26 protein-coding genes are annotated in these 21,987 nt (G+C 71.2%); 12 read left to right on the top strand and 14 right to left on the bottom strand.

Going from position 1 to position 21,987, the window contains the following annotated elements:
* Nucleotides 1-38 precede the first annotated feature (38 nt).
* The gene (locus ACIGJI_RS08950; RefSeq protein ID WP_363445109.1) at nt 39-908 is read right to left on the bottom strand and encodes an NAD(P)H-binding protein; all 870 of its coding nucleotides are present in this window, start codon (nt 906-908) and stop codon (nt 39-41) included.
* An 82-nt stretch (nt 909-990) separates the two neighbouring features.
* Here ACIGJI_RS08950 and ACIGJI_RS08955 point away from each other — a divergent pair, with 82 nt between their 5' ends.
* Together ACIGJI_RS08955 and ACIGJI_RS08960 are read left to right on the top strand one after the other, a co-directional pair.
* Nucleotides 991-1,695 (top strand): WYL domain-containing protein, encoded by a 705-nt coding sequence (locus tag ACIGJI_RS08955; protein ID WP_363445111.1) that lies wholly within the window; start codon nt 991-993, stop codon nt 1,693-1,695.
* 58 nt (nt 1,696-1,753) lie between these two features.
* On the top strand, nt 1,754-2,131 hold the full coding sequence (locus tag ACIGJI_RS08960) for a VOC family protein (RefSeq protein WP_363445113.1): 378 nt from the start codon (nt 1,754-1,756) through the stop codon (nt 2,129-2,131).
* Between the two features lie 324 nt (nt 2,132-2,455).
* On the opposite strand, the gene ACIGJI_RS08965 is transcribed toward ACIGJI_RS08960, so the two are convergent.
* From ACIGJI_RS08965 to ACIGJI_RS08980, 4 genes are all read right to left on the bottom strand, one after another.
* Nucleotides 2,456-2,620, bottom strand: coding sequence for a hypothetical protein (locus ACIGJI_RS08965; RefSeq protein WP_187662967.1), 165 nt, complete (start codon nt 2,618-2,620; stop codon nt 2,456-2,458).
* Nucleotides 2,621-2,767: 147 nt separating this feature from the next.
* Nucleotides 2,768-3,490 carry a 3-keto-5-aminohexanoate cleavage protein gene (locus ACIGJI_RS08970; protein ID WP_280566525.1) on the bottom strand — a complete coding sequence of 241 codons (723 nt, stop codon included), beginning with the start codon at nt 3,488-3,490 and terminating at the stop codon, nt 2,768-2,770.
* A 7-nt stretch (nt 3,491-3,497) separates the two neighbouring features.
* Nucleotides 3,498-3,725: a hypothetical protein gene (locus ACIGJI_RS08975; protein WP_187662965.1), complete on the bottom strand. Its 228-nt coding sequence runs from the start codon at nt 3,723-3,725 to the stop codon at nt 3,498-3,500.
* A gap of 285 nt (nt 3,726-4,010) precedes the next feature.
* On the bottom strand, nt 4,011-4,451 hold the full coding sequence (locus ACIGJI_RS08980) for a VOC family protein (protein ID WP_280566529.1): 441 nt from the start codon (nt 4,449-4,451) through the stop codon (nt 4,011-4,013).
* A 98-nt stretch (nt 4,452-4,549) separates the two neighbouring features.
* Between ACIGJI_RS08980 and ACIGJI_RS08985 the strand changes: the two genes are divergently transcribed.
* From ACIGJI_RS08985 to ACIGJI_RS09005, 5 genes are all read left to right on the top strand, one after another.
* The gene (locus tag ACIGJI_RS08985) at nt 4,550-5,500 is read left to right on the top strand and encodes a WYL domain-containing protein (protein ID WP_363445115.1); all 951 of its coding nucleotides are present in this window, start codon (nt 4,550-4,552) and stop codon (nt 5,498-5,500) included.
* A gap of 138 nt (nt 5,501-5,638) precedes the next feature.
* Nucleotides 5,639-5,902: a type II toxin-antitoxin system prevent-host-death family antitoxin gene (locus ACIGJI_RS08990; protein ID WP_363445117.1), complete on the top strand. Its 264-nt coding sequence runs from the start codon at nt 5,639-5,641 to the stop codon at nt 5,900-5,902.
* On the top strand, nt 5,899-6,279 hold the full coding sequence (locus ACIGJI_RS08995; protein WP_363445119.1) for a PIN domain-containing protein: 381 nt from the start codon (nt 5,899-5,901) through the stop codon (nt 6,277-6,279). The genes ACIGJI_RS08990 and ACIGJI_RS08995 overlap by 4 nt, the downstream gene beginning before the upstream one ends.
* Before the next feature lie 109 nt (nt 6,280-6,388).
* The gene (purL, locus tag ACIGJI_RS09000) at nt 6,389-8,716 is read left to right on the top strand and encodes a phosphoribosylformylglycinamidine synthase subunit PurL (protein ID WP_187662961.1); all 2,328 of its coding nucleotides are present in this window, start codon (nt 6,389-6,391) and stop codon (nt 8,714-8,716) included.
* The gene (locus tag ACIGJI_RS09005; protein ID WP_363445121.1) at nt 8,716-8,859 is read left to right on the top strand and encodes a hypothetical protein; all 144 of its coding nucleotides are present in this window, start codon (nt 8,716-8,718) and stop codon (nt 8,857-8,859) included. Before purL ends, ACIGJI_RS09005 begins: the two co-directional genes overlap by 1 nt.
* Nucleotides 8,860-8,937: 78 nt before the next feature.
* Here ACIGJI_RS09005 and ACIGJI_RS09010 read toward each other — a convergent pair whose 3' ends face one another.
* A complete protein-coding gene (locus tag ACIGJI_RS09010) occupies nt 8,938-9,510 on the bottom strand; it encodes a TetR/AcrR family transcriptional regulator (protein ID WP_363445123.1) in 573 nt (190 codons plus the stop codon).
* A gap of 68 nt (nt 9,511-9,578) precedes the next feature.
* Here ACIGJI_RS09010 and ACIGJI_RS09015 point away from each other — a divergent pair, with 68 nt between their 5' ends.
* The 3 genes from ACIGJI_RS09015 to ACIGJI_RS09025 all read left to right on the top strand — a co-directional run bounded on the left by ACIGJI_RS09015 (nt 9,579) and on the right by ACIGJI_RS09025 (nt 13,160).
* Entirely contained in the window at nt 9,579-12,113 is a 2,535-nt protein-coding gene (locus ACIGJI_RS09015) for an MMPL family transporter (protein ID WP_363445125.1), read from the top strand.
* Between the two features lie 243 nt (nt 12,114-12,356).
* Nucleotides 12,357-12,701: a TraR/DksA C4-type zinc finger protein gene (locus ACIGJI_RS09020; protein ID WP_363445127.1), complete on the top strand. Its 345-nt coding sequence runs from the start codon at nt 12,357-12,359 to the stop codon at nt 12,699-12,701.
* A gap of 21 nt (nt 12,702-12,722) precedes the next feature.
* Nucleotides 12,723-13,160, top strand: a complete 438-nt coding sequence (locus ACIGJI_RS09025) for a VOC family protein (protein ID WP_187662957.1) — start codon at nt 12,723-12,725, stop codon at nt 13,158-13,160.
* A 120-nt stretch (nt 13,161-13,280) separates the two neighbouring features.
* On the opposite strand, the gene ACIGJI_RS09030 is transcribed toward ACIGJI_RS09025, so the two are convergent.
* The 6 genes from ACIGJI_RS09030 to ACIGJI_RS09055 form a co-directional block, all read right to left on the bottom strand.
* Nucleotides 13,281-13,901, bottom strand: a complete 621-nt coding sequence (locus ACIGJI_RS09030) for a TetR/AcrR family transcriptional regulator (protein ID WP_259951787.1) — start codon at nt 13,899-13,901, stop codon at nt 13,281-13,283.
* Nucleotides 13,898-14,665: a tyrosine-protein phosphatase gene (locus ACIGJI_RS09035; RefSeq protein WP_187662955.1), complete on the bottom strand. Its 768-nt coding sequence runs from the start codon at nt 14,663-14,665 to the stop codon at nt 13,898-13,900. Before ACIGJI_RS09035 ends, ACIGJI_RS09030 begins: the two co-directional genes overlap by 4 nt.
* Nucleotides 14,662-15,501, bottom strand: coding sequence for a phosphonate ABC transporter, permease protein PhnE (gene phnE / locus ACIGJI_RS09040; RefSeq protein WP_363445130.1), 840 nt, complete (start codon nt 15,499-15,501; stop codon nt 14,662-14,664). Before phnE ends, ACIGJI_RS09035 begins: the two co-directional genes overlap by 4 nt.
* Nucleotides 15,485-16,315: a phosphonate ABC transporter ATP-binding protein gene (locus tag ACIGJI_RS09045; protein WP_363445132.1), complete on the bottom strand. Its 831-nt coding sequence runs from the start codon at nt 16,313-16,315 to the stop codon at nt 15,485-15,487. The genes phnE and ACIGJI_RS09045 overlap by 17 nt, the downstream gene beginning before the upstream one ends.
* Before the next feature lie 5 nt (nt 16,316-16,320).
* A complete protein-coding gene (locus ACIGJI_RS09050) occupies nt 16,321-17,265 on the bottom strand; it encodes a phosphate/phosphite/phosphonate ABC transporter substrate-binding protein (protein WP_232089150.1) in 945 nt (314 codons plus the stop codon).
* A 91-nt stretch (nt 17,266-17,356) separates the two neighbouring features.
* The gene (locus tag ACIGJI_RS09055) at nt 17,357-18,205 is read right to left on the bottom strand and encodes a Gfo/Idh/MocA family oxidoreductase (protein WP_363445134.1); all 849 of its coding nucleotides are present in this window, start codon (nt 18,203-18,205) and stop codon (nt 17,357-17,359) included.
* A gap of 65 nt (nt 18,206-18,270) precedes the next feature.
* Between ACIGJI_RS09055 and ACIGJI_RS09060 the strand changes: the two genes are divergently transcribed.
* Together ACIGJI_RS09060 and ACIGJI_RS09065 are read left to right on the top strand one after the other, a co-directional pair.
* Nucleotides 18,271-19,092, top strand: coding sequence for a hypothetical protein (locus tag ACIGJI_RS09060; protein WP_187662951.1), 822 nt, complete (start codon nt 18,271-18,273; stop codon nt 19,090-19,092).
* Nucleotides 19,089-19,937, top strand: coding sequence for an SMP-30/gluconolactonase/LRE family protein (locus ACIGJI_RS09065; protein ID WP_363445136.1), 849 nt, complete (start codon nt 19,089-19,091; stop codon nt 19,935-19,937). Before ACIGJI_RS09060 ends, ACIGJI_RS09065 begins: the two co-directional genes overlap by 4 nt.
* A gap of 158 nt (nt 19,938-20,095) precedes the next feature.
* Here the strand turns inward: ACIGJI_RS09065 and ACIGJI_RS09070 are convergent, their stop codons facing one another.
* A complete protein-coding gene (locus ACIGJI_RS09070) occupies nt 20,096-20,953 on the bottom strand; it encodes a fumarylacetoacetate hydrolase family protein (RefSeq protein WP_259951782.1) in 858 nt (285 codons plus the stop codon).
* Nucleotides 20,954-20,963: 10 nt separating this feature from the next.
* A complete protein-coding gene (locus ACIGJI_RS09075; protein ID WP_363445138.1) occupies nt 20,964-21,938 on the bottom strand; it encodes a C-terminal binding protein in 975 nt (324 codons plus the stop codon).
* Nucleotides 21,939-21,987: the final 49 nt, after the last annotated feature.

Genomic DNA, 21,987 nt, shown 5'->3' on the forward strand with positions numbered 1-21,987 from the left:
CACCATATCGGACGGGACCGGTTCCGGCAGGATGCCGGTCACACCACTCCGATGAGCTCCTCGCGCACCCATGCTTCGAGAGTCGTCGGCGTCGTCGAGAGGACGGACCGCGGCTGCTCCGCCACGAAGCCGTCGCGGAGCCCGGTCGACATCCCCAGCACGGCCTCGGCCATCGCCTCCGGCATCCCCGCAGCGCGGAGCCCCTGACGCATCTCCTCGTCATCGACGCGCTGCACGGTCACCTCTCGCCCGAGCTCGCGCGTCAGGATCGCGGCCACCTCGGCCCAGCTCAGATCCGCGGGTCCGTGCACGGCCTGCACCCGCCGCCCCCTCCACTCCCCGTTCAGCAGCGTGAGGGCGGCGACCTCCGCGATGTCGCGCGGCGCCACCCACGGCATCCGGAAGTCCAGCGGCAGCACGGTGGCGAGCGTCCCTCCCCGCAGTGACTCGACGTCGAGCAACAGGTTGGTGAAGAAGTAGCCGCAGCGCAGATGCGTCACGTCGATGTCGAGGGCGTCGAGCGCGACCTCCGTGCCGGCCAGGCCGTCGATCTCGCCGACGCCGTGCCGCTTCTCCGCCCCGACGCTGCTCTGGAACACCACCCGCCGGACGCCGTTCGCCCGGACGGCCTGCACCAGGGCCTCGGTCGCACGCGCGTAGTCGGCGAGCGGGTCGTCGGAGAACGCCGACGGATCCACCCAGTACAGGGCATCGACGTCCCCCGTCGCGGCGACGATCGCCTCGGGATCCTGCGAGTCGGCCTGCGCCATGTCGACGTACGGGCGGAGGTCGGCGGCGATGCGATCGGGGTCCCTGGTGAGCAGTAGGGGACGGACACCGGCGCGGATCAGCATCCGGGTGAGGTGGTGCCCGACGTGGCCGTTCGGGGTGGTGACAGCGATGCGCATGAGGGTCCTCTCGGTCGGTGTCGCTCCACGCTACGGACGGATACGGCCTGATTCCGGCCGCATCTCGCGCGATGATGGAGCTGTGGACGCCCCCTCGCACCGCACCCTCCATCTGCTGTCCCTCCTGCAGACCGGCGGCGAGTGGAGCGTGCCCGACCTCGCCGCCCGCCTCACGGTGAGCCCGCGGACGGTCCGCCGCGATGTGCAGCGCCTGCGCGAGCTCGGCTACGACGTCCATTCCCGCCCCGGTCCCGGCGCCGTCTATCGCCTGCGACCGGGGACGCGCATCCCGCCGCTGCTCCTGGACGCCGACGACGTCACCGCGATCATCACCGGGCTGCTCGTCCTCGAAGCGTGGAGCCCGGAAGACCCGGCCGCCGCCGTCGCCCGCGGGAAGATCGAGCAGGTCCTCCCGCCTGGCCTCCGGCGACGGGCCGCGGCGACGGCGCTGTCCACGCAGATCCTGCGGGCCGAGCCGGCGCCCGCGGAGTGGGCTGCAGTCGGGACACTCGCCGACGCGGTCGCTCAGGATGCTCGCGTCGCCTTCACCTATACCGACCAGCACGATCGCGCTTCGGAGCGGGTGATCGCGCCGCATCGCCATATCCTCCGCGGAGGGCGGTGGTACGTGGTCGGCTTCGACATCGACCGCGACGACTGGCGGCTGTTCCGGCTCGACCGGATGCGGGAGGTGCGGGCGCTGCCGGGGGTGTTCGCGGCCCGGGAGTTCCCGTTCGCATCGGTCGAGGAGTGGCTCACGAGCGACTTCGGCCGTTCCGGAAGCTGATCGCACGCGGCGGCGCAACCCCCTCCGCGGACACCTTCCCTCGCCGTACCCTCGCCGCATGTTGAAGATCGTGTCGATCGTGATCCGCGTGGAGGACCTCCCGGCCCAGACCGCATTCTGGAAGGCCGCCCTCGACTACGTCGAACGAGACCCCGCGGAGGACGACTGGGTCGTGCTCACACCCCGCGACGCCGACGCACCGTGCATCGCGCTCGACGCGCACCACTCGGAGCGTGTGCTTCCGCCACGCATCCACCTCGACATCTATGCGGAGGATCAGTCCGCGGAGGTGGAGCGCCTCGCCGGACTCGGAGCACGGGAGGTGCACTGGGACGGCCGCCCCGACGACGCGGACTACATCATCATGGAAGACCCCGAGGGGAACCGCTTCTGCGTCGTCGACCGTCCCGACTGGCGTGGGTGGAGCACCGCGTGAGTCCGGGGTGTTCGTGCGGCCCGTTCGTGCGGTCTCCCGCGGGTGCAGAGTGCGAAAACGTTCCGGGGCGGGCGGTGTCGGGGCCGTTTCTGATCCCGTATCGGCACTGAATGGGATGCACCCGGTGGGGAGTGCGAAACCGTTCCGGTCGAGGCGAGATCAGGATGAGGGATGTTTCTGCGCTCGCACCGGGGTCCCGGACGGGAACCCGTGCAGAGAAGGGCAGAAACGTGCCCGAGCCGGCGACGGGAGGAACGGTTCTGCGCCTGCACCGGGACTCCAGCGACGACGCATGAGGCCGTCGAGGTCGCTGGAGGCGAAGGGTCAGAGAGTATCCGGCGCGGTGGTGCGCTCGGCGGCAAGCGCGCGGCGATGCGCAGTCAGCGCCGCCCGGACCGCCGAGTAGATGATCAGCCACAGGAGCAGCAGCGCGAGAAGCGGGACGACCAGGTAGACGAGGAGGAAGAGGACGGAGGTACCGGCGAACATCGCTCCAGCGTAGGGGCGGTCGTGCTCCAGCGACGGTAGGTAGAGAGGATCGTCACCTCGTTGCGGTCAGAAGTGCAAGAACGCCCCGAATCCGGTGGCCGAAGGGACGTTCCTGCACTCTCACGCGAAAGGAGGGACGCGGCGTGGCTAGGGGCGCGGGAGGCGGGCGCGGGCGGCGCGGACGAGGGCGGCATTGCTCGGAGCCTCGGAGCCGTCTGGGAGGAGGAGTGTGTCCTCCAGGCCGATCCGCGTGTCGAGGCCGAACTCCGCGGCCAGGTCGAGGGCGGGCCAGGTCGACAGCTCCTCCCCGTGCAGCAGGATCGGCAGGTCGGGCTCCTCGCGAGCCACGTGCGCGATCAGACCTTCAGCGTGCGAACGGACGACGTCGGCCGCCTCCGCGGGAAGCTCCACGAGCACGCGCAGGCAGTCGCCGCGGACCGGGGAGACCCGCCACGCCTCGAGTCCCGCCGCGTCCCAGATACCCGCCTCCACGCCGATGCCCCGTCGACCCAGCGCCACGGCCACATCGTCGGCCCCGTCTTCGTGCCAGTTCACGGAGGCATAGTCGGGGAGCTCCGTCCAGCCTCCGATGGCCTCGAGCCTTCGCGACACGTCGGGCTCGGCCCAGGCCCCGGTCGTCACGCCCACGGGCACTCCCGGCGCCGCGGCGCGGACGGCCCCGAGCCACCGCTGCACATCCTCGGGCGCGAGGGAGTCGCGGCCGGCGGCGTCCTTCGCGTGCACGTGGATCTCCGCAGCCCCGGCATCGACGGCCGCCGCGGCGTCTTGAGCGACCACCGTCTCGTCGGCGCTCAGCCACGGGTGCTCCGCGACGTCTCTGGCGCCGTTCACACACGCCTGCAGGATCATCCGCGCCTCACCACATGAGGTCGCGCGGGTGCGCTTCGTTCGGGGCCACGTCCTCCGACGGCCCCTCCTCCGTGCGGACGAAGTGCTGCACCTGGCGCGCGGTCGCCGCCCCGCGGCCGACCTTCACCGCCTCCTCCATCGACTCGAAGCTGCTGCCCAGCGTGTGCGACTCGCCCTGGATCCGGTTGAACCAGATGCCGTTGCGCGAGAACGTCTCGATGTCTCCTGCGGCCATGCCCTGCCTTTCGTCTCCCTCCTTTCTACGTGAGGCGACCGACAGCGAAGAGGCCCTTGACATGTCGTGTCGCGCGCCCGCGCCGACCCACCCCCTTCCGCGCAACCCGGCCCCCTGCGGACGACCGCAGAGGGCCGGGTAGACCGCAAGGGGCCGGTTCGGGCACAGGAGGCACGCCGCTCGTCGAGCCACCCCGTTCTGTGCATCCCGGCCCCTTGCGGACGACCGCAGAGGGCCGGGACGACCGCAAGGGGCCGAGTCGAGCGCAAGGGGGTGGGTCGGCGATCAGGCGACGTCGAGGACCCAGGTCACGCCGAAGCGGTCCGTGAGCATGCCGAAGCCGGCCGACCACGCGGAGGCGGCGAGGGGCTCGACCACCGTCGCGCCGTCGGCGAGGGCATCCCACACGGGCTGAAGCTCCGCGAGGGAATCCGCCCGCAGCGACTGGAAGAAGGAGCGGTCGGTGATCGTCATCCCGTTCTCGCGGCGGGTGGCTCCCGAGGGCGCAGCGGTGTCGTCCGCACCCGGGATGTCGTACGCCATCAGCCGCACGGGTCCGTCGAGCTGCCCGAACACGACCTTGTCGAACCCGGGAACCCCCTCCGGCATCCCGAACTGCCCGTAGGTCGCCGCGGTGACCTCGCCGCCGAAGACCGACCCGTAGAAGTCGAGCGCCTCCCGAGCCGTGCCGCGGAAGTTGAGGTGGGTGGTGGTCGTGAGAGTCATGGTGCCTCCGTGTCCCGGCCCGCCGATCGGGCCGTGTGACCCCACCCTCACAGCAGTAGAGGTCTGTTTCTGTCCGCTTTCCCACACAGAATGGAGCCATGACCGCAAGCTCCTCGCGCATGCTCACGCTGCTGTCTCTGCTGCAGGCGACGCGGGACTGGCCGGGCGGAGAACTCGCCGACCGCCTCGGTGTCACACCCAGGACGGTGCGCCGCGACGTCGGTCGGCTCCGCGCCCTCGGCTACCGCATCGGCTCGAGCAAGGGCCCCTACGGCGGCTACCGCCTCGAAGCGGGATCCGATATGCCGCCGCTGCTGTTCGACGACGATCAGGCCGTGGCGATCGCCGTGGCCCTGCAGAGTGCGAGCGCGACCGGGGTCGAAGTCACCGAGGCCGCACAGCGTGCACTCGCGACCGTGCGCCAGGTGATGCCCTCACGCCTGCGACACCGGATCGACGGCATCCGCTTCACCGGAGCGCCCGCCGAGGTCCGCGTGGACCCGGCCGTGCTGGAGGCGGCGAGCGCGGCCGTGCGCGACCGACAGGTGCTCCGATTCGACTACGGCTCCGCACGGGACCGCCCGCCCCAGCGCACGGAGCCCCATGCCGTCGTGGCGCGGGAAGGCCGCTGGTACCTGCTGGCCTGGGACCTCGACGCGGCCGACTGGCGCACGTACCGCCTCGATCGACTGCGGCCCCGCACGCCGACCGGGCCCTCCTTCACGCCGCGGCCTCTCCCCGCCGCGAACGCGCAGACACTCCTCGCCGCGCGCGCCAAGGGCTCGACGACCGAGGACCGCTGGCCGTGCACGGGCGAGGTGGACCTCGACCTGCCCGCGCGGGAGGTGATGCCGTGGGTCGGCGACGGCGAGGTGGTGCCCCTGTCGGACGGCTCGTGCCGCCTTACGGTCGGCTCCTGGTCGTGGACGGGTGTGCTCGCCGCGGTGGCCCGGTTCGACGCACCGTTCACGGTGGTCGGGCCCGAGGCGCTGCGCGAGGCTGCGGGGATGCTGGCGCAGCGGTTCGCGGCAGCGCACTCCTCCTCCTGACGCTGCCCTGTGGGGGAGTTATCCAGAACCTTCGCGGAGCTCCGTCCGCCCGGCCTCGCAATGTCGCCGAGCGATGGTTCACTGGACCCACGAATCCAAGAACTAGTAGTTCTACTACTTTGGATCTACCCTGAGGAGATGGGCACCGTGTCGAAGACCGAACTGAATCAGCAGACCGCGCGGGTGCTGGCGCGCGTCACCGCCGGCGAGCACCTGACGGTGACAGACCGCGGGCGCCCGATCGCCGAGTTGTCGCCGCCCGCCGAGACGGCCTGGACGCGCATGATCGCCAACGGGCGGGTGACGCTGCCCCGCGCGAACGGTCCGCTCCGCCACGCCCCCGTGCCGGACTCGCTGTCCGCGACGGAGATCCTTGGCGAGCTTCGGGCCGACCGGTCGTGATCTACCTCGACACCTCAGCGGCCGCGAAGGCACTCATCGAGGAAGAGGGGTCGGAAGCGGTCGTCCGCGCCTTCGCGAACGGCAGCGAGTTCGTCTCTTCGAGCCTCCTCGCCGTGGAACTGCACGCGATCGCCGACCGCCGTTCCCTCGACCGCGCAGCCGTCGTCGACCTCCTCGACCGCGTCGCGCTCGTCTCTGTCGACGACGAAACGCTGACCGCGGCCATCCAGGCAGGCTCAGGGCTCCGCACTCTGGATGCTCTCCACCTCGCCGCCGCGCTCGAACTCGGCGACGTGGTCACTGCGCTCCTCACCTTCGACCGTGAGCTGGCGGCCGCAGCACGCGCACAGGGCCTGAGCCTCGCCGAGCTGCCATGACGCCGCCGCCTTCCCACCCCGACGCCGTGCGCCTGCGCGCACGAGAGAACGGCCCCGACCGCGCCGGTAGACTGAAGACGCCCCGCCGGCCCCTTCCTTTGGAGTGCGCGTGACCACCGCCCCTGCACCTTCCCCCCAGCACGTCCCCGACTCCGTCGAGAACGCGATCGCGACGCCCGAGAAGGAGCAGCCGTACGGCGCCCTCGGGCTCAAGGACGACGAGTACGCGCGCATCAAGGAGATCCTCGGCCGCCGCCCCACCTCGGGCGAGCTGGCGATGTACTCGGTGATGTGGTCGGAGCACTGCTCCTATAAGTCGAGCAAGAACTACCTGCGCCGTTTCGGCCAGAAGGTCTCCGACGAGATGAAGGAACGCCTGATGGTCGGCATGGGCCAGAACGCGGGCGTCGTCGACGTCGGCGAGGGCTGGGCCGTCACCTTCAAGGCCGAGTCGCACAACCACCCGTCGTTCATCGAGCCCTTCCAGGGCGCGGCGACAGGCGTCGGCGGCATCGTCCGCGACATCATCTCGATGGGCGCCCGCCCCGTCGCGGTCATGGACGCCCTGCGCTTCGGCGCGATCGACCACCCGGACACCGCCCGCGTCGTGCACGGCGTGACCAGCGGCATCAGCTTCTACGGCAACTGCCTGGGCCTTCCGAACATCGGCGGCGAGACCGTCTTCGACAGCGTCTACCAGGCCAACCCGCTCGTGAACGCGCTCGCGGTGGGCGTGCTGCGCCACGAAGACCTCAAGCTCGCGAACGCCACCGGCGTCGGCAACAAGGTGGTCCTGTTCGGTGCCCGCACGGGTGGCGACGGCATCGGCGGTGCCAGCATCCTGGCCTCCGACACGTTCGCCGACGGCGGCCCCACCAAGCGCCCCGCGGTGCAGGTGGGAGACCCGTTCGCCGAGAAGGTGCTCATCGAGTGCTGCCTGGAGCTGTACCGCGGCGAGCTCGTCGAGGCGATCCAGGACCTCGGCGCCGCCGGCATCTCGTGCGCGACGAGCGAGCTCGCGGCCAACGGCAACAGCGGCATGAAGGTCTCCCTCGACAACGTGCTGCTGCGCGACCCCACGCTCACGGCCGAGGAGATCCTCATGTCGGAGTCGCAGGAGCGCATGATGGCGATCGTCGCCCCCGAGAAGCTCGACGCCTTCCTGGCCGTCGTGAACAAGTGGGAGGTCGAGACCTCCGTGCTCGGCGAGGTCACCGGCGACGGACGCCTCATCATCGACTGGCAGGGCGAGCGCATCGTCGACGTCGACCCCTCGACCGTCGCGGTCGACGGCCCCGTCTACGACCGTCCCGTCGCCTACCCGACGTGGATCGACGCCCTGCAGGCGGACGCCGCCGAGAACCTGCCGCGGGCAAACGACCCGGAGACGCTCCGCGAACAGTTCCTCGCCCTCGTCGCCTCCCCGAACCTCGCGGACACGAGTTGGATCACGAACCAGTACGACTACTACGTGCTCGGCAACACGGCCCTGAGCTTCCCCGACGACGCCGGCATGATCCGCGTGGACGAGGAATCCGGCCTGGGCTTCGCGGTCTCGACGGACGCCAATGGCCGCTACTGCCAGCTCGACCCCTATGCGGGCGCGCAGCTCGCGCTCGCCGAGGCCTACCGGAACGTCGCCGTCACCGGCGCCGTGCCGACCGCGATCACCGACTGCCTGAACTTCGGCTCCCCCGAGAACCCCGAGGTCATGTGGCAGTTCGGGCAGACCGTCGACGGCCTCGCGGACGGCTGCTACGAGCTGGGCACCCCGGTCACGGGCGGTAACGTCTCGTTCTACAACCAGACCGGCGACGTGCCGATCCACCCGACGCCGCTCGTCGGCGTGCTGGGCATCATCGACGACGTCTCCCGCCGCATCCCGTCCGGCTGGCAGGACGAGGGGCAGAACATCTACCTGCTCGGCACGACTTCGACCGAGCTGTCCGGCTCCGCGTGGGCCGACGTCGTGCACCAGCACCTCGGCGGCCGCCCGCCGAAGGTCGACCTCGCGGGCGAGAAGCGCCTGGCCGGACTGCTCGCCGCAGCCCGTGACGAGTGGCTCATCTCCTCGGCGCACGACCTCTCGGAGGGTGGTCTCGCGCAGGCCCTGGCCGAGGGGGTCATGCGCTTCGGCGTCGGTGCCCGCGTCTGGCTGAACGAGATCATCGAACGCGATGGCGTGGACGCCGCGACCGCCCTGTTCTCCGAGTCGACCGGCCGCGTGCTCGTGACCGTCCCCCGCGAGGACGACGTGAAGTTCCGCGGTCTCTGCGAGGGCCGCGGCTACCCGGTCGCCCGCATCGGCGTCACGGACAGCGAGCCACAGCTCGAGGTGCAGGACGTCTTCACCGTCTCGGCGGCAGAGCTCCGCGAGCGCTCGCAGGCCACGCTGCCGTCGTACTTCGGTCCGACCGTCACGGAGCCGGTGGCCTGATGAGCGGCGACGGCCTCAGCGAGGACTACGGCGACCTCGGCGAGAAGCGCAACCGGCGCATCCGCATCATTGCGTGGACCGTCATCGTGGCACTGATCCTCGGTGGCGGCGGCGCGACCGTGCTCACCGTCCTCCTCGGCTGACCTGGCCTTACGTCGCAGATTCGCACCCCGGTCGCAGGGATTCCAGGAACCCATGCGACCTCGTGCGGATCCGCGACCTCAGCGGGCGAAGAGGTAGCGGGTCAGGGCGACGACGGAACCCGGATCGTGGGCCTCGCGGCCGAGGGACTCCACGATGATGGCCCCGAGGATCGCGCGGCCGAGCTGCTCGACCGGGGCGTCCTTCGGCAGCTGGCCGTCGCGGATGCCCCCGCGGAGGCGCTCCGACAGGTACTTCTCCACCCCGAGGCTCTCCCCGAGGTGCGCGCCGACCGAGGCGTCCTCGGTCGCCGCGGCCACGAGTGATCGCAGCAGCACCCCGCCCTGGGGTTTCTCGACGATGGAGAGCACGCTGCGCAGCCAGGTCTCCACGTCGGCGGAGAGGTCTCCGGTGTCGGGCACGACGAAGTCCACGGGGATGAGTCGCCCCTCGGCCAGGCACTCCCCGATGAGCGCACCCCGCGACGGCCACCAGCGGTAGATGGTCTGCTTGCCGACCTTGGCCTCCTTGGCGATGCCCTCGATCGTGAGGCGGTCGTACCCCTGATTGTGGAAGAGCCGGGCCGTCGCGTCGAGGATCGCCTCGCGAGCCGCGGTGCTGCGCACGGGGCCGCTGCGATGCTCGTTCACCATGCGTTCAGGATAGCCACAGATCCCTAGACGAGACGTGCCGTATGCTCTTTTCGTCTGAAGGAGATCACGTGGCTTCACTGCTGTTCCGTCTGGGTTCTTTCGCTGCGCGCAAAGCATGGACGGTGATCGTCTCCTGGGTGCTCATCCTCGGGCTCGGCGTCGGCGCCTTCCTCACGTTCGGCGGCACGCTGAGCAACAGCTTCGACATCCCGGGCACCGCGTCCGGCGAGGTCACCGATCAGCTCGCCGACAAGCTGCCGGGCACCGCCGGCGGCACCGGGACGGTCGTCTACCGGACGGACGACGGCGAGCCGTTCACCGACGAGCAGAAGCAGGCGATCTCCGACCTCGCCGCGAGCGCGGAGGACCTCGACGGCGTCGCCTCCGTCGTCGACCCGTTCGACGCCCAGCGGCAGCAGGACGAGCAGGCGAAGGAGCTGACAGACGGACAGGCCCAGCTCGACGACGGCCGCGCGCAGCTCGACGCCGGCCAGGCCCAGCTCGACGACGGCCGCGCCCAGCTCGAGACCGGGATCACCCAGCTCGAAGGAGCGCGGGCTCAGGCCGACGCCGCCGGTGCACCGCCCGAGCAGACCGCCGCGCTCGACGCGCAGCTCGCGGAGCTGAACGCCCAGCTCGCGCAGCTCGAGGCCCAGCAGGCCACCATCGACGCGAACCGCGACGAGCTCGCCGACAGTGCGGAGCAGCTGGAGCTCGGAACGACCCTCCTCGACCTCTCGGACGGCATCGGCGTCGTCTCGGAGGACGGCTCCACGGCGATCGTCAACGTCTCCTTCGTCGACCCGCGCCTGGAACTCGCCGAAGAGACCAAGCAGAGCACCATCGCCCACTTCCAGGACGAGGAGATCGACGGCGTCACGGTCGACTTCGGCACCGACATCGCCCAGGGCGTGCCGGAGATCTTCGGCGTCGGCGAGGCCATCGGTCTCGCGTTCGCCGCGGTCGTGCTCATCGTCATGCTCGGCTCGCTGATCGGTGCGGCCCTGCCCATCGTCACGGCCGTGGTCGGCGTCGGCGTGGGCGTCACGGCGTCCCTCGCGTTCTCCGGCGTCGTCGACATGGCCTCGGTCACCCCCGTCCTCGGCGTGATGCTGGGGCTCGCGGTCGGCATCGACTACTCCCTCTTCATCGTGAACCGGCACCGCAAGCAGCTGCTGGCCGGGTCGCCCGTGCGCGAGTCCATCGGTCTGGCCACCGGCACCTCGGGGACCGCGGTGGTGTTCGCGGGGACCACGGTCATCGTCGCGCTCCTCGCCCTCAATGTGACGGGCGTGCCGTTCCTCGGCCTCATGGGCACGGTGGGCGCGGTCTGCGTCGCCGTCGCCGTGCTCGTGGCCGTGACCCTCGCCCCGGCGATCCTCGGCCTCGTCGGCACCCGCCTGCTCGGCCGCAAGGCGCGGGCGACCATCGGCCAGGAGCACGCGGCCGGAAAGCCCGTGCGCCGGATGTCGACGCTGCGCGCGGTCGTCACCGCCCTCGTCAGCGTCGTCGCGCTGCTCGTGATCGCGATCCCCGCGATGTCGATGCGCCTCGGCCTCCCGGACGGGTCGAGCGAGCCCGCCGACTCCACCAGCTACCGCGCGTTCCAGACCGTCGACGAGCAGTTCGGCGAGGGCGCGAACGGGCCGCTCCTGGTGACCGCGACCCTCGACGACGCCGTGAGCGACGACGACCTGCTGGCCACCCAGGTGACCGTGGCCGAGAAGATCGCGGAGCAGGACGACGTGGTCGCGGTCGCTCCCATCGCGACGTCGGACGACAATACGCTCCTCGCCTTCCAGGTGCTGCCCGCCGAGGGCCCGAACAGCGCCTCCACCGAGAAGCTCGTGCAGGATCTGCGGGGCCTCCCCGAGATCGACGGCGGGATCACCCTCGGCGTCGCCGGGCAGGCTGCCACGAACATCGACATCTCCGAGGCCCTGGCGAGCGTGCTCCCGCTGTACCTCGTGGTCGTCGTGGGCCTGTCGCTGCTCATCATGATCGTCGTGTTCCGCTCGCTGCTCGTGCCGCTCATCGCCACGGGAGGGTTCGTGCTGTCGCTGTTCGCGACGTACGGGCTCATCGTCGCGGTGTTCCAGTGGGGATGGGGCGCCGACCTCATCGGGTTGCACAGCACCGGTCCGATCCTGAGCTTCCTGCCGGTGATCCTCGTCGGCATCCTGTTCGGGTTGGCGATGGACTACCAGCTCTTCCTCGCGTCGGGGATGCGCGAGGCCTATGTGCACGGTGCCTCCGCGCGCGATGCCGTGGCGCAGGGGTTCCGGGCCGGGCGCTCGGTGGTCATCGCGGCCGCGCTCATCATGGTGTCGGTGTTCGGCGGGTTCGTGTTCTCGGAGTCGACCATCATCCGGTCCATCGGGTTCGGCCTCGCGTTCGGCGTGCTGCTCGACGCGTTTGTCGTGCGGATGCTGCTGATGCCCGCGCTCATGCACCTGCTCGGACGCTCGGCCTGGTGGCTGCCGAAGTGGCTCGACCGCATCATCCCGAACGTCGACATGGAGGGCGCGGCGCTGGAGCGGGATCACCCCAGCGTGCACACCGACTCCGTGCCCACCGTGGAGGCTCCGCGCACCCGCGGCTGAATCCGGTTCGCGGGGGACAGGCGTTCGCGCGAGTTCAGGCACCTGCTGCTGGTGTCGCCTGATGCCGCGCGGATGCCTGACCCTGCGCGCGCCGTCGCGGGCGCAGGCTTTCAGGAGAGGACAGGCAGGCGCGGGAGTTCAGGCGCCTGCTGCCCGTGTCGCCTGATTCCGCGCGGGCGCCTGAATCGGCGCGGACGCCTGGACCCGCGACGACGCGAGCGTCGCCGGGCCTAGAGTGGGCGGATGGATCTGCGAGCGCTGTTGGAAGAGCGTCGCGCCGAGGCCGCAGCTCGCGTCACGGCGACGGCGGCCACCCTCGCCGAGCTCATGCACGACCGTGAGGGCTCGAACGACGACGACGAGCACGACCCGGAAGGGGTGACGCTCTCGTCGGAGTGGTCCCGGCTGTCGGGGCTCGCCGAGGCGGCGCAGGCGGAGCTCCGCCAGGTGGACGAGGCGCTGATGCGGATGGACGCCGGGACCTACGGCATCTGCGCGCGCTGCGGCAAGCCCATCCCGCCGGAGCGCCTGGAGGTACGGCCGTTCGCGGAATACTGCGTGGCCTGCGCCGAGAAGCTCGGTCGTTGACGCCGGAGTAGCATCGCGGGCATGGCCATCGCCCTCGAGAACATCGGGATCGCCGTGCGCGACCTCGACGCCACCATCGCCTTCTTCACCGACCTGGGGCTGTCCGTGGTCGGACGGGACGAGGTCAGCGGCGAGTGGGCGTCCACCGCGGTCGGACTCGACGGGAACCACGCGCGGATCGCCGTGCTGCAGACCCCGGACGGGCGCGGGCAGATCGAGCTCTTCGAGTACATCCATCCGGACGCGATCGAGACGGAGCCGACGAGACCGAACGAGATCGGCATGCACCGGATCGCCTTCTCCGTCGACGACATCGACGCCTCCCTCGCCATCGCCGCGCGGCACGGGTTCCATCCCCTGCGCGGCGTCGCGAACTACCGGGACATCTACCGACTGACCTACCTCCGCGGCCCCAGCGGCATCATCCTCATGCTCGCGCAGGACCTCACGCAGGCCTGAACCCGCGTCGGCCGGGCACAGCTTCGGAGACCGCAGGCGACACGCCGTCGAACGGAACCTGTCGCCGGCGTGTCGGCCCGGATCTCCGAAGCTGTGCCCGGGTCAGCGCGTGGGTCGCCGTCAGGCCACCATTCCGCGCCAGATCACCTCGATGGCGGCGCGCAGGCGAGCCACGACGGCCGGGTCGCTGATGCGGTCGCCGCGGACGACCAGCTGGTAGTACGCGACACCGGCCACCGCGTCGAAGCAGGCCTCGACGTCGAGATCCGCCCGGAGCTCGCCGCGCACAACACCGGCGCGCAGCGCGTTCTGCAGCGGAACCCGACGACGGGAGACGTGCGACTCCCAGTAGGCCTTCTGCAGACCCCGATCGGACATGACGAGACGGATGCGCTGACGGAACCGCTCCTCGGAATAGCCAGGCGCGGACGGGGCCACGCCCTCCGCGCCGAGCCCGAGGCCGGTGAGGAGGATCTCGCGCAGGTCGGCATCGATCGGGTACTCCGGCGGAACCTCCCGGCCCACGTCGAGCGCCGCAGCGATCAGCGTCGTGAGTGACGGCCAGCGCCGGTACAGCGCCGCCCGGCTCACCCCGCTCCGGGCGACGACCCGCGCGACCGTCACATCCTCGCCCGCATCGATGATGTCCAGCGTGGCAGCGACGATCTGTGCATCGATGTCCTCGTCGCGCGGACGGCCGGGGCGGCGGCGCCCCACGCCCGAAGGCGTCACGACGGTCATGCCCCGAGCGCCCGCTCGCGCAACCGGACGATGGTCGCGTCGGACAGCCCGGCCGCGCGGAGCGGAGCCAGCGGGTCGCCGTGCTGAGCCCGGAGTGTGTCGAGGAGGCTGCGCATGGACACGTCCATCGACCCCTCCAGCAGCGCCGACGACGCGTCCCGCGCGTCGAGGTCGAAGCCGAGCGCTTTCCACATCGCCCCCATGACCGGAGCGGTGCGGGCCATGATCGCGACCATGTTGTCGCCGGTGCGCGCGTAGTCGGCCACGATGTCGTCGTCCCCAGCCCCGAGGGCGAGCAGCAGCATCGCGGCGAGGACTCCCGTGCGGTCGCGCCCCGCCGCACAGTGGAACGCCGTCGCTCCCGGGGTGTGCGCGATGACGTTGAGCGCGGTCACGAGCTGCGGCGCGGCGCCCTCCACCATGCGCAGGTACATCAGCCCCATCGCCTCGTGCGTTAGCGCCGGGTGCTCCCGATCCATCGATGCGCCGACATCGGCGATCAGGGGGAGGTGGTGGTACGCGACCGGGTGCTCGCCGAGGGGACCGCGGCCGGTGACCGCGACCTCGAGCGGCGAGCGCAGGTCGATGATGGCCGTCAGCCCGCCTGCGAGGAGCTCGTCCGCGACCTCCGCGGTCACATAGGCGAGGTCGTCGGTACGGATGGCCAGACCCGGACGGAGCACCCCGCCGTCGATGGCGATGCCGCCGAGGTCGCGCAGGTTGACCGGCGCGCTGAGGATGAGACCGGTGTCGATCGTGGTCATGTGATTCTCCTTCGGATGAGGGCACTGCCCTGGTCGATCAGTGTGACGAGCACGATGATGCAGAGGATGATGGCGCTGAGGTGGCCGTAGTCGTACATGCGCATGGCGGTCGTCAGCTCCAGGCCGATGCCGCCGGCGCCGACGAGACCGAGGATCGTCGCGCCGCGGACGTTCCCCTCGAACAGCAGCAACGTGTACGAGGTGAGCAGGGGTGCGGCCTGGGGGAGCACCGCGTATTGGATCACCTGACGCTTCGAGGCGCCGACCGCCTCCATCGCGACGACGGGACCGCGGTCGACCTGTTCCATGGCCTCCGCGAAGATCTTGCCGATCGACCCGATGGAGCCGAGCGTCATGGCGAGGATGCCGGCGAAGGGCCCCAGTCCGACCGCCGAGACGAACATCAGGGCGAAGACGAGGTCGGGCACGGAGCGGATGATGTTCATCATCCAGCGCGTCGGGTAGTACAGCCACGGTGGCGCGAGGGTGGACGTCGCCCCGAACGCGACGATCAGGGACAGCACCGCACCGAGGACCGTGCCGACGACGGCCATCTGGAACGTCTCCAGCAGCAGCGCGAGGATGGTGCCGATCTTCGAGAAGTCTGGCGGGAACAGCCGGGACAGGAACTCCCCCATGTTGACGGCCCCGTCGCCGAGCTTCACGAAGTCGAAACCCGCCCCGGCGAAGGACCAGATCAGCAGAAGGGCCGCGACCGGGATGCCGAGAAGGAAGCGGGCGCGGGGGACGCGGAACGCGCTGTCGAGCCGGGCGCGCTCCGCCGGTTCGAGCTGGGGGCGTACGGTCCGGTCCTGGCGCTCAACGGTCGTGGTCATCGGCGTGCTCCTCGTCGTCGTACAGGGCCTCCAGTGCGGCCACGTCCAGCTGCGACGTGACGCCGGAGACGAGCATCTCCCCGTGCCGCAGACCGACGATGCGGTCGCTGTGCGCGAGGGCGAGCGGCAGCACGTGCAGGCTCACGAGCACCGGGATCCCGTCCTGCACCGCGATCTCGCGGAGCAGTCCGAGCACGGAGTCGGCGAGCTTCGGGTCGAGCGAGGCCACCGGCTCGTCGGCGAGGATCAGCTTCGGGCGCTGCATGAGCGCGCGGGCGATCGCCACGCGCTGCTGCTGGCCGCCGGACAGCGACCGCGCCGGCGCCGCCGCCTTGTGCGCGATCCCGACACGGTCGAGCAGGTCGAGGGCCCGGCGGCGATCCGCGCTCGTGAATCCGCCGACGAGATTGAGCGGTCCCGCGGTGTGCAGCGCCCCGGTCAGCACGTTGGTGAGGACGCTGAGGCGCGGGATGAGGTTGAACTGCTGGAAGACCTGCCCCACCTCGGACCGCAGCGTGCGCAGCTCGCCGCGCGCCAGATTCGTGACGTCGTGTCCGGCGACCCGCGCGGAGCCCGCGGCGATGGGCGCGAATCCGGTGAGGCTCCTCATCAGCGTCGACTTCCCTGAGCCCGACGCTCCCAGCAGCGCGACCATCTCGCCGGGGAAGAGGTCGAGATCGACGCGGTCGAGCACCGTCGTGGTGTCGTAGGCGACGCGCAGACCGCGGACGCTGACGAGCGGCAGCGCCTGGCGCACCTCGGCCGTCGGCGTGCGCCCGTCGTCCTGGTGCCGGGCAGCCACGGCGACGCTCATGCCCGTCACTGGAGGTCCTTCAGCTCGACGCCCGCGACGGCCGCGATCTCGGCGAAGGACTCGAACGCGCTGTCGTCCGGGTCGACCGTCTGCGGGGCGGCTGCGAACGACCCGAAGGCGCCCAGCTTCTCAGCGTTCTCGGGGGTGAACACGGCGGCGATACCGTCCTGGATGGCCTTGCGTGTCGCGGCGTCGAGCGAGGGACGACCGAGGACGGCGCCGGCGACGTCCATGGCCGGGCTCTCGCCGACTGCGCGCCACTCGCCGTCCGCGAAGGGGAACATCGGCGCGCCGAGCTCGGTGAGCATGACGGCGGTGCACGCGGCATCCACCTGCCCCTGCTCCAGGGCCGCGAAGCTGCCCTCATGGCCGCCCGCGAAGATGGCCTCGTAGTCGTCGCCCTGCTCCAACCCGGCCTCGTGCAGCATGTAGACCGGCATGAAGTATCCGGAGCTGGAGGCCTGATCCGCGAACGCGACGGTCTTCCCCGCGAGGTCCTCGAGCGTCTGCACGGGCGAGTCCGCGAGCACGACGCAGGTGGATACGGGCTTGCCGTCGCCCTCGAACGCGACGAGGGCATCGACCTCGCCGGTGTTCACGGCGAGCGCGGACGGGAATCCACTCATGATCCCGATGTCGACGTGGTCGGCGCGGATGGCCTCCACCACGCTGAGGTAGTCGGGCACGTCGGTGATCTCGACCTCGCGGCCCGTGGCCTCCTCCAGCAGCGCGCCGAACACCTCGATGGGGTTCTCGGCCGTGGGGTCGTCGCCGACGGGGATGGTCGCGATCGTGATCGGGGCGTCCGGGTCGGCGGGGGCCGCATCGGCGGTGGGGGTCTGGCATCCGGTGAGGGCGAGGGCGGCCACGCCCAGGAGGCCGACGGCGGGCAGGGTGAAGCGGCGCATGATGACCTTTCGGGAGGTGAGGCCCCGGGATTCCGAGACCATCGGTATTCCAACTCCCGAAGGTGACGGGGAATTACGAGACCGCCGTACCCGTATCCGAACGCTTCGTGAACGGATGGTGTCGCCGCCCGGGTCAGCGGGAGGCGAGGACCCCGGCGACCTGGTCGAGCACGGCGATCGGGGCGCGCATCTCGGACGCGGGGACCGGCGGCTCACCGGTCTCGAGCATCCGGGCGAAGGCACGGACGCCGGGCTGCACGTACCCGGGACCGATCGGGATCTCCCGGCTGGCGATGCCCCGTCGGCCGACGACGGTCGCCCGGAACGGCACCTGACGGTCGCCCTCCGGACGCACGAACTCCAGCGTGACGGGCACCCCGCCGACCCGGTAGCGGGCGACGACACCCGCGGGCAGGAACTGCACCTCGACGTCCTCCGCGATGCCGGGCCGCAGAACCTGGGCGAGATCGGCGATGTGGATGCCGTAGAAGAAGATGCCGCTGTACGGGCTGTCCGGATCGGCAGGCCCCGTGACGGTGACCGCCTGGACCTCCCCGATGCGGCCGGCCTCCGCCACGAGCTCCGCGGTGTCGGCGAGCCAGCGGAGCGTGGACGATGAGGTGACGGGCGCCTGCCCACCCTGCGCGGCGGCGAGGATCGCGTCGGCATCGGCGACCGCTGCTGCGAGGGGCTTGTCGACCCAGACCGGCACCCCGGCTTCCAGGAAGGGGACGGCGATGGCGCGATGATCGGCACCGTCGCGGGCGGTCACGATGAGCGCATCCACCGTGCCGAGGAGCGCGCCCGCCTCGTCGACGACGCGTTCGATGCCGCCGAGCGCGGCCAGTTCCCGCGTGCGCTCCGGCTCCCGTGCCACGAGGGCCGTGATTAGCACGGGCACGTCCGGGGCCTCGACGTTGAGGAAGCGGACGATCTCCGTGGCGTGGCTGTTCTCGATCCCGACGATGCCGACGCTCTTCATGCGGCCGCCCTCCCTCGCGTGCGGGCCCCCGGCGACCCGCCGTCGCGCAGTAGGCTGAACCCATCATGGACGAGTTCATCCGGGGCTTCTGGAACTTCGCGGGTGACTACTGGTGGCTCATCTTCCCGATCATGGGCATGGCCGGCGGCGCCGCCAAGGCCTGGGAGCGCAGCTCCAAGCGTCGGCACGAGCGCCGGCTGGAGACGCTGCGTATGAAGGCGCAGCTGAAGACGGCCGAGATCGAGGCGCGCGCGGCCGGACGGCAGGCGAAGCGCCAGGGTCCGACCGTGGTCGACACGACCGCGTCGGTGGCGCCCGACGACCTGCTCGCCCGCCTCTTCGCGGAGCATGACGAGATCACCGCGCGCTGGCTCGACTACGAGCTCGACGTCGCCAAGCTGATCGCCTTCCCCGCGATGAGCGACGGCCGCCAGCCGCTGACGGCCGCCTTCCTCCGCGCGAAGAAGACCGCGGACGCGCTGCGTCCGGCCTCCGCCGACGCGACGCTCTCGGAGCAGCAGATCGCGGAGTACCTGCAGGCAGTCGGCGACTACGCCGTCGCGTTCGAGATCGCGGAGAAGGACGCCCGTCGGCTGCGCGACTCGACGTTCACCGAGGCCGAGCGCAAGCGCCTCGACCGTGCGCAGCAGCTCCTCAAGGTCGCCGTGGACGAGTCGGCGACGCAGTCCGAGCGGAACATCGCGTACAAGCGGGTGCGCGAGGAGCTCGACGGCCTCATCCTGCTCTCCGACGAGGCCGTGACCGTGCTCGAGAAGCAGGTGGCGAAGGAGCTTCCGTCCGCCCGTGCCGCAGCGGCGGATCATGACGGCCCCGTTCCGGAGCCGCTGCCCGTGACCGACCCGCGGCGGACGGCGGAGGGCGCATGACTCCCGAGAACGTGACCGGCCCGGTCGCCGTCCACGCCGAAGCCCCGGTCTGGTGGCCCGGGTGGGGCGGGCTGCGCTGGGTCGACGGAGACGCGGGCGACCTGCTCACCCTCCGCGGCGACGATATCGTCCGCCAGCACGTCGACGACGAGTACCTCGCGTTCTTCCGTCCGCGGACGTCCGGGGGCTTCGTGGCGGTGGGCGCGCGTACCCTGTACCTCGCCGACGGCCCCGACACGGAGGCCCGTCCCGTCGCGACCCTGCTCGACGACGGCGCGGTGCGCATGAACGACGGCTGCTGCGACCCGCGAGGGCGACTTCTGGCCGGATCGATGTCCACGGACTCCGCCGAGGGTGCAGGGACCGTGCTGCGCATCGACGCCGCGCTCGACGTGACCACGGTGCTCCCCCGCGTGACCTCGTCCAACGGGGTCAGCTACTCCCCCGACGGCCGCCGCGTCTACTACGTGGACACCGACACCGGCCGGATCGACGTGTTCGACGTGGCCGAGGGCGACCTCCGCGGACGCCGGGTGTTCGCGCACATCCCCGAAGACGACGGCGTGCCCGACGGCCTCACGGTCGCCGCGGACGGCAGCGTCTGGGTCGCGCTGTGGGGCGGGAGCCGTGTGCGCGGGTTCGAGCCGTCCGGGGCCGTGCGCGAGGACATCGTGCTGCCGGTGCCCCAGGTCAGTGCCTGCACGTTCGGCGGCGACGACCTCGGCACGCTCTTCATCACGACCTCCGCGCAGGGCCTGCCGCCCGATCACGGCACTGCCGCGGGGTCGGTCTTCGCGGTGCGTCCCGGGGTGCACGGCCTCCCGGTCCTCCCCTTCGCCGGCTGACCCTCGCGCGGGTTCAGGCGCTCGCGCGACATCAGGCACCTTTCCCCTCCACCCGCCTGAGCCGGCGCGGATGCCTGTGGCCGCGGGGTGCCCGGGAGAGGCCTCTACCCGGGACACGGTTGCACTCAGCGAAAGGAACCGTGCCCCGGGCACAGGCCTCACCCGAGCCGGACCCGCTCCGTGCGCTGGTGCTGACGGCCGAGCCGCTCGATCTCGATGGTCATCTCGTCGCCGTCCTGCAGATAGGGGAAGCGCCCGGACAGCGCGACGCCCTGCGGGGTACCGGTGTTGATGACGTCTCCTGGTTCGAGCACGAGGTAGTGGCTGAGCTCGTGCACGAGCTGCAGCACGGGGAAGATCATGTCGGCGGTGGAGGAGTCCTGCCGCGGCTCGCCGTTCACGAAGGACCGCAGGCGCAGCGCCTGGGGGTCGACCTCGTCGGTGGGCACCAGCGCGGGGCCGAGGGGGTTGAACGTCTCGGAGCACTTCCCCTTCGACCACTGTCCACCGGAGACCTCGAGCTGATACGCCCGCTCGGACACGTCGTTCGAGATGGTGTAGCCGGCGATCACGTCGCGCGCGGCCTCGACGGAGGGCAGATACCGCGCCGTGCGGCCGATGACGACCGCGAGCTCGACCTCCCAATCCACCTTCTCGGCGCCCGGCGGCAGGAGCACGACGTCGTCCGGGCCCACGACCGTGTTCGGGTGCTTGAAGAACACCACCGGGTGTGCGGGCGGCTCGGCGCCGGACTCCGCCGCGTGCGCCGCGTAGTTCTGTCCGATGCAGATCACGGCGGTCGGCCGCGCCACAGGGGCGCCGACGCGCAGTCCCGTCGTCTCGGCTTGCGGCAGCGAGCCGTCCGCGAGCGCCGCCCGCACGCGGGCGATGCCGTCCGCGGCGAGGAAGGCGCCGTCGATGTCGCGGGTCAGGGATCCGAGATCGCGCACCACGCCCTCGTCATCGCGGACGTAGGGGCGCTCGTGGCCGATCTCGCCGAGTCGCAGCAGTTCCATGGGAGTCCTCTCAGCGCGCGGCGGCGAAGGCCGGGTTGACGATGGGCACGGCCTCGCCGGCGAGCGAGCGGATCACGTTCTCGGCGGCGTGCACGGGAAGATCCGCCAGGGCCTCCGGGGAGTACCAGGCGGCGTGCGGCGTGAGGAGCACGGTGTCGAGCGCCCGCAGCGGGGAGGTCGCGGGGAGGGGCTCCTCCGCGAAGACGTCGAGGGCGGCACCGGCGAGCCGCCCGTCGCGGAACGCCGCGGCCAGGGCGTCCTCGTCGATGAGCGGGCCGCGGCAGGTGTTCACGATCACGGCGTCGCGCTTCATCGTCGCCAGGGCCGCGGCGTCGATCAGGTGGCGGGTCTCGTCCGTCAGCGGCACGTGCAGCGTGAGGATGTCGGCGCGGGCGATCGCCGAGGGGATGTCGACGGGCTCGCAGCCCGCGTCGCGCACGGCGTCGTCGGAAGCGTAGGGGTCGGCGACGAGCACGCGGAAGCCGAGCGCCCGGCACCCGCGGGCGACGATCGATCCGATGCGCCCGAACCCGAGCACCGACACGGTGGTGGAGGACGGCCGCACGGCGAGCGGCCGGGCGTCGACGGCCTTCCAGACGCCGTCGCGCACGGCCCGGTCGTAGGCGGAGAGGCCGCGGGCCTGGGTCATGATCATCGCGACGGTGTGCGCGGCGACCTCTTCGATGCAGTAGCTCGGCGTGTTCGCGACGGCGATGCCGCGGGCCGTGGCGGCCTCGACGTCGATCATGTCGTAGCCGATGCCGACCCGGCTGATGAAACGGAGGTTCGGCAGGCGGTCCATGAGGGGGCCGTCGATGCGCGCCCACTGCACGACCAGCGCCTCGGCGTCGGCTCCGGCGGCGGCGATGTCGTCCGGACTCCCGGAGGCGGCCCGTTCGGCACGGAGGCCGGCGGCGCGGAGGGTGTCTTCGATGACGATTCCCGGGAGGTCGCAGTCGGTGACGAGGATGAGCGGCGCGGTCATGGATGCGATGCTATAGCATCTAGCAAGCTCGCGTACAGCCGCTGTCGCG

The organism is Microbacterium sp. NPDC064978 (assembly GCF_044543605.1).
GTDB lineage: Bacteria > Actinomycetota > Actinomycetes > Actinomycetales > Microbacteriaceae > Microbacterium > Microbacterium meiriae.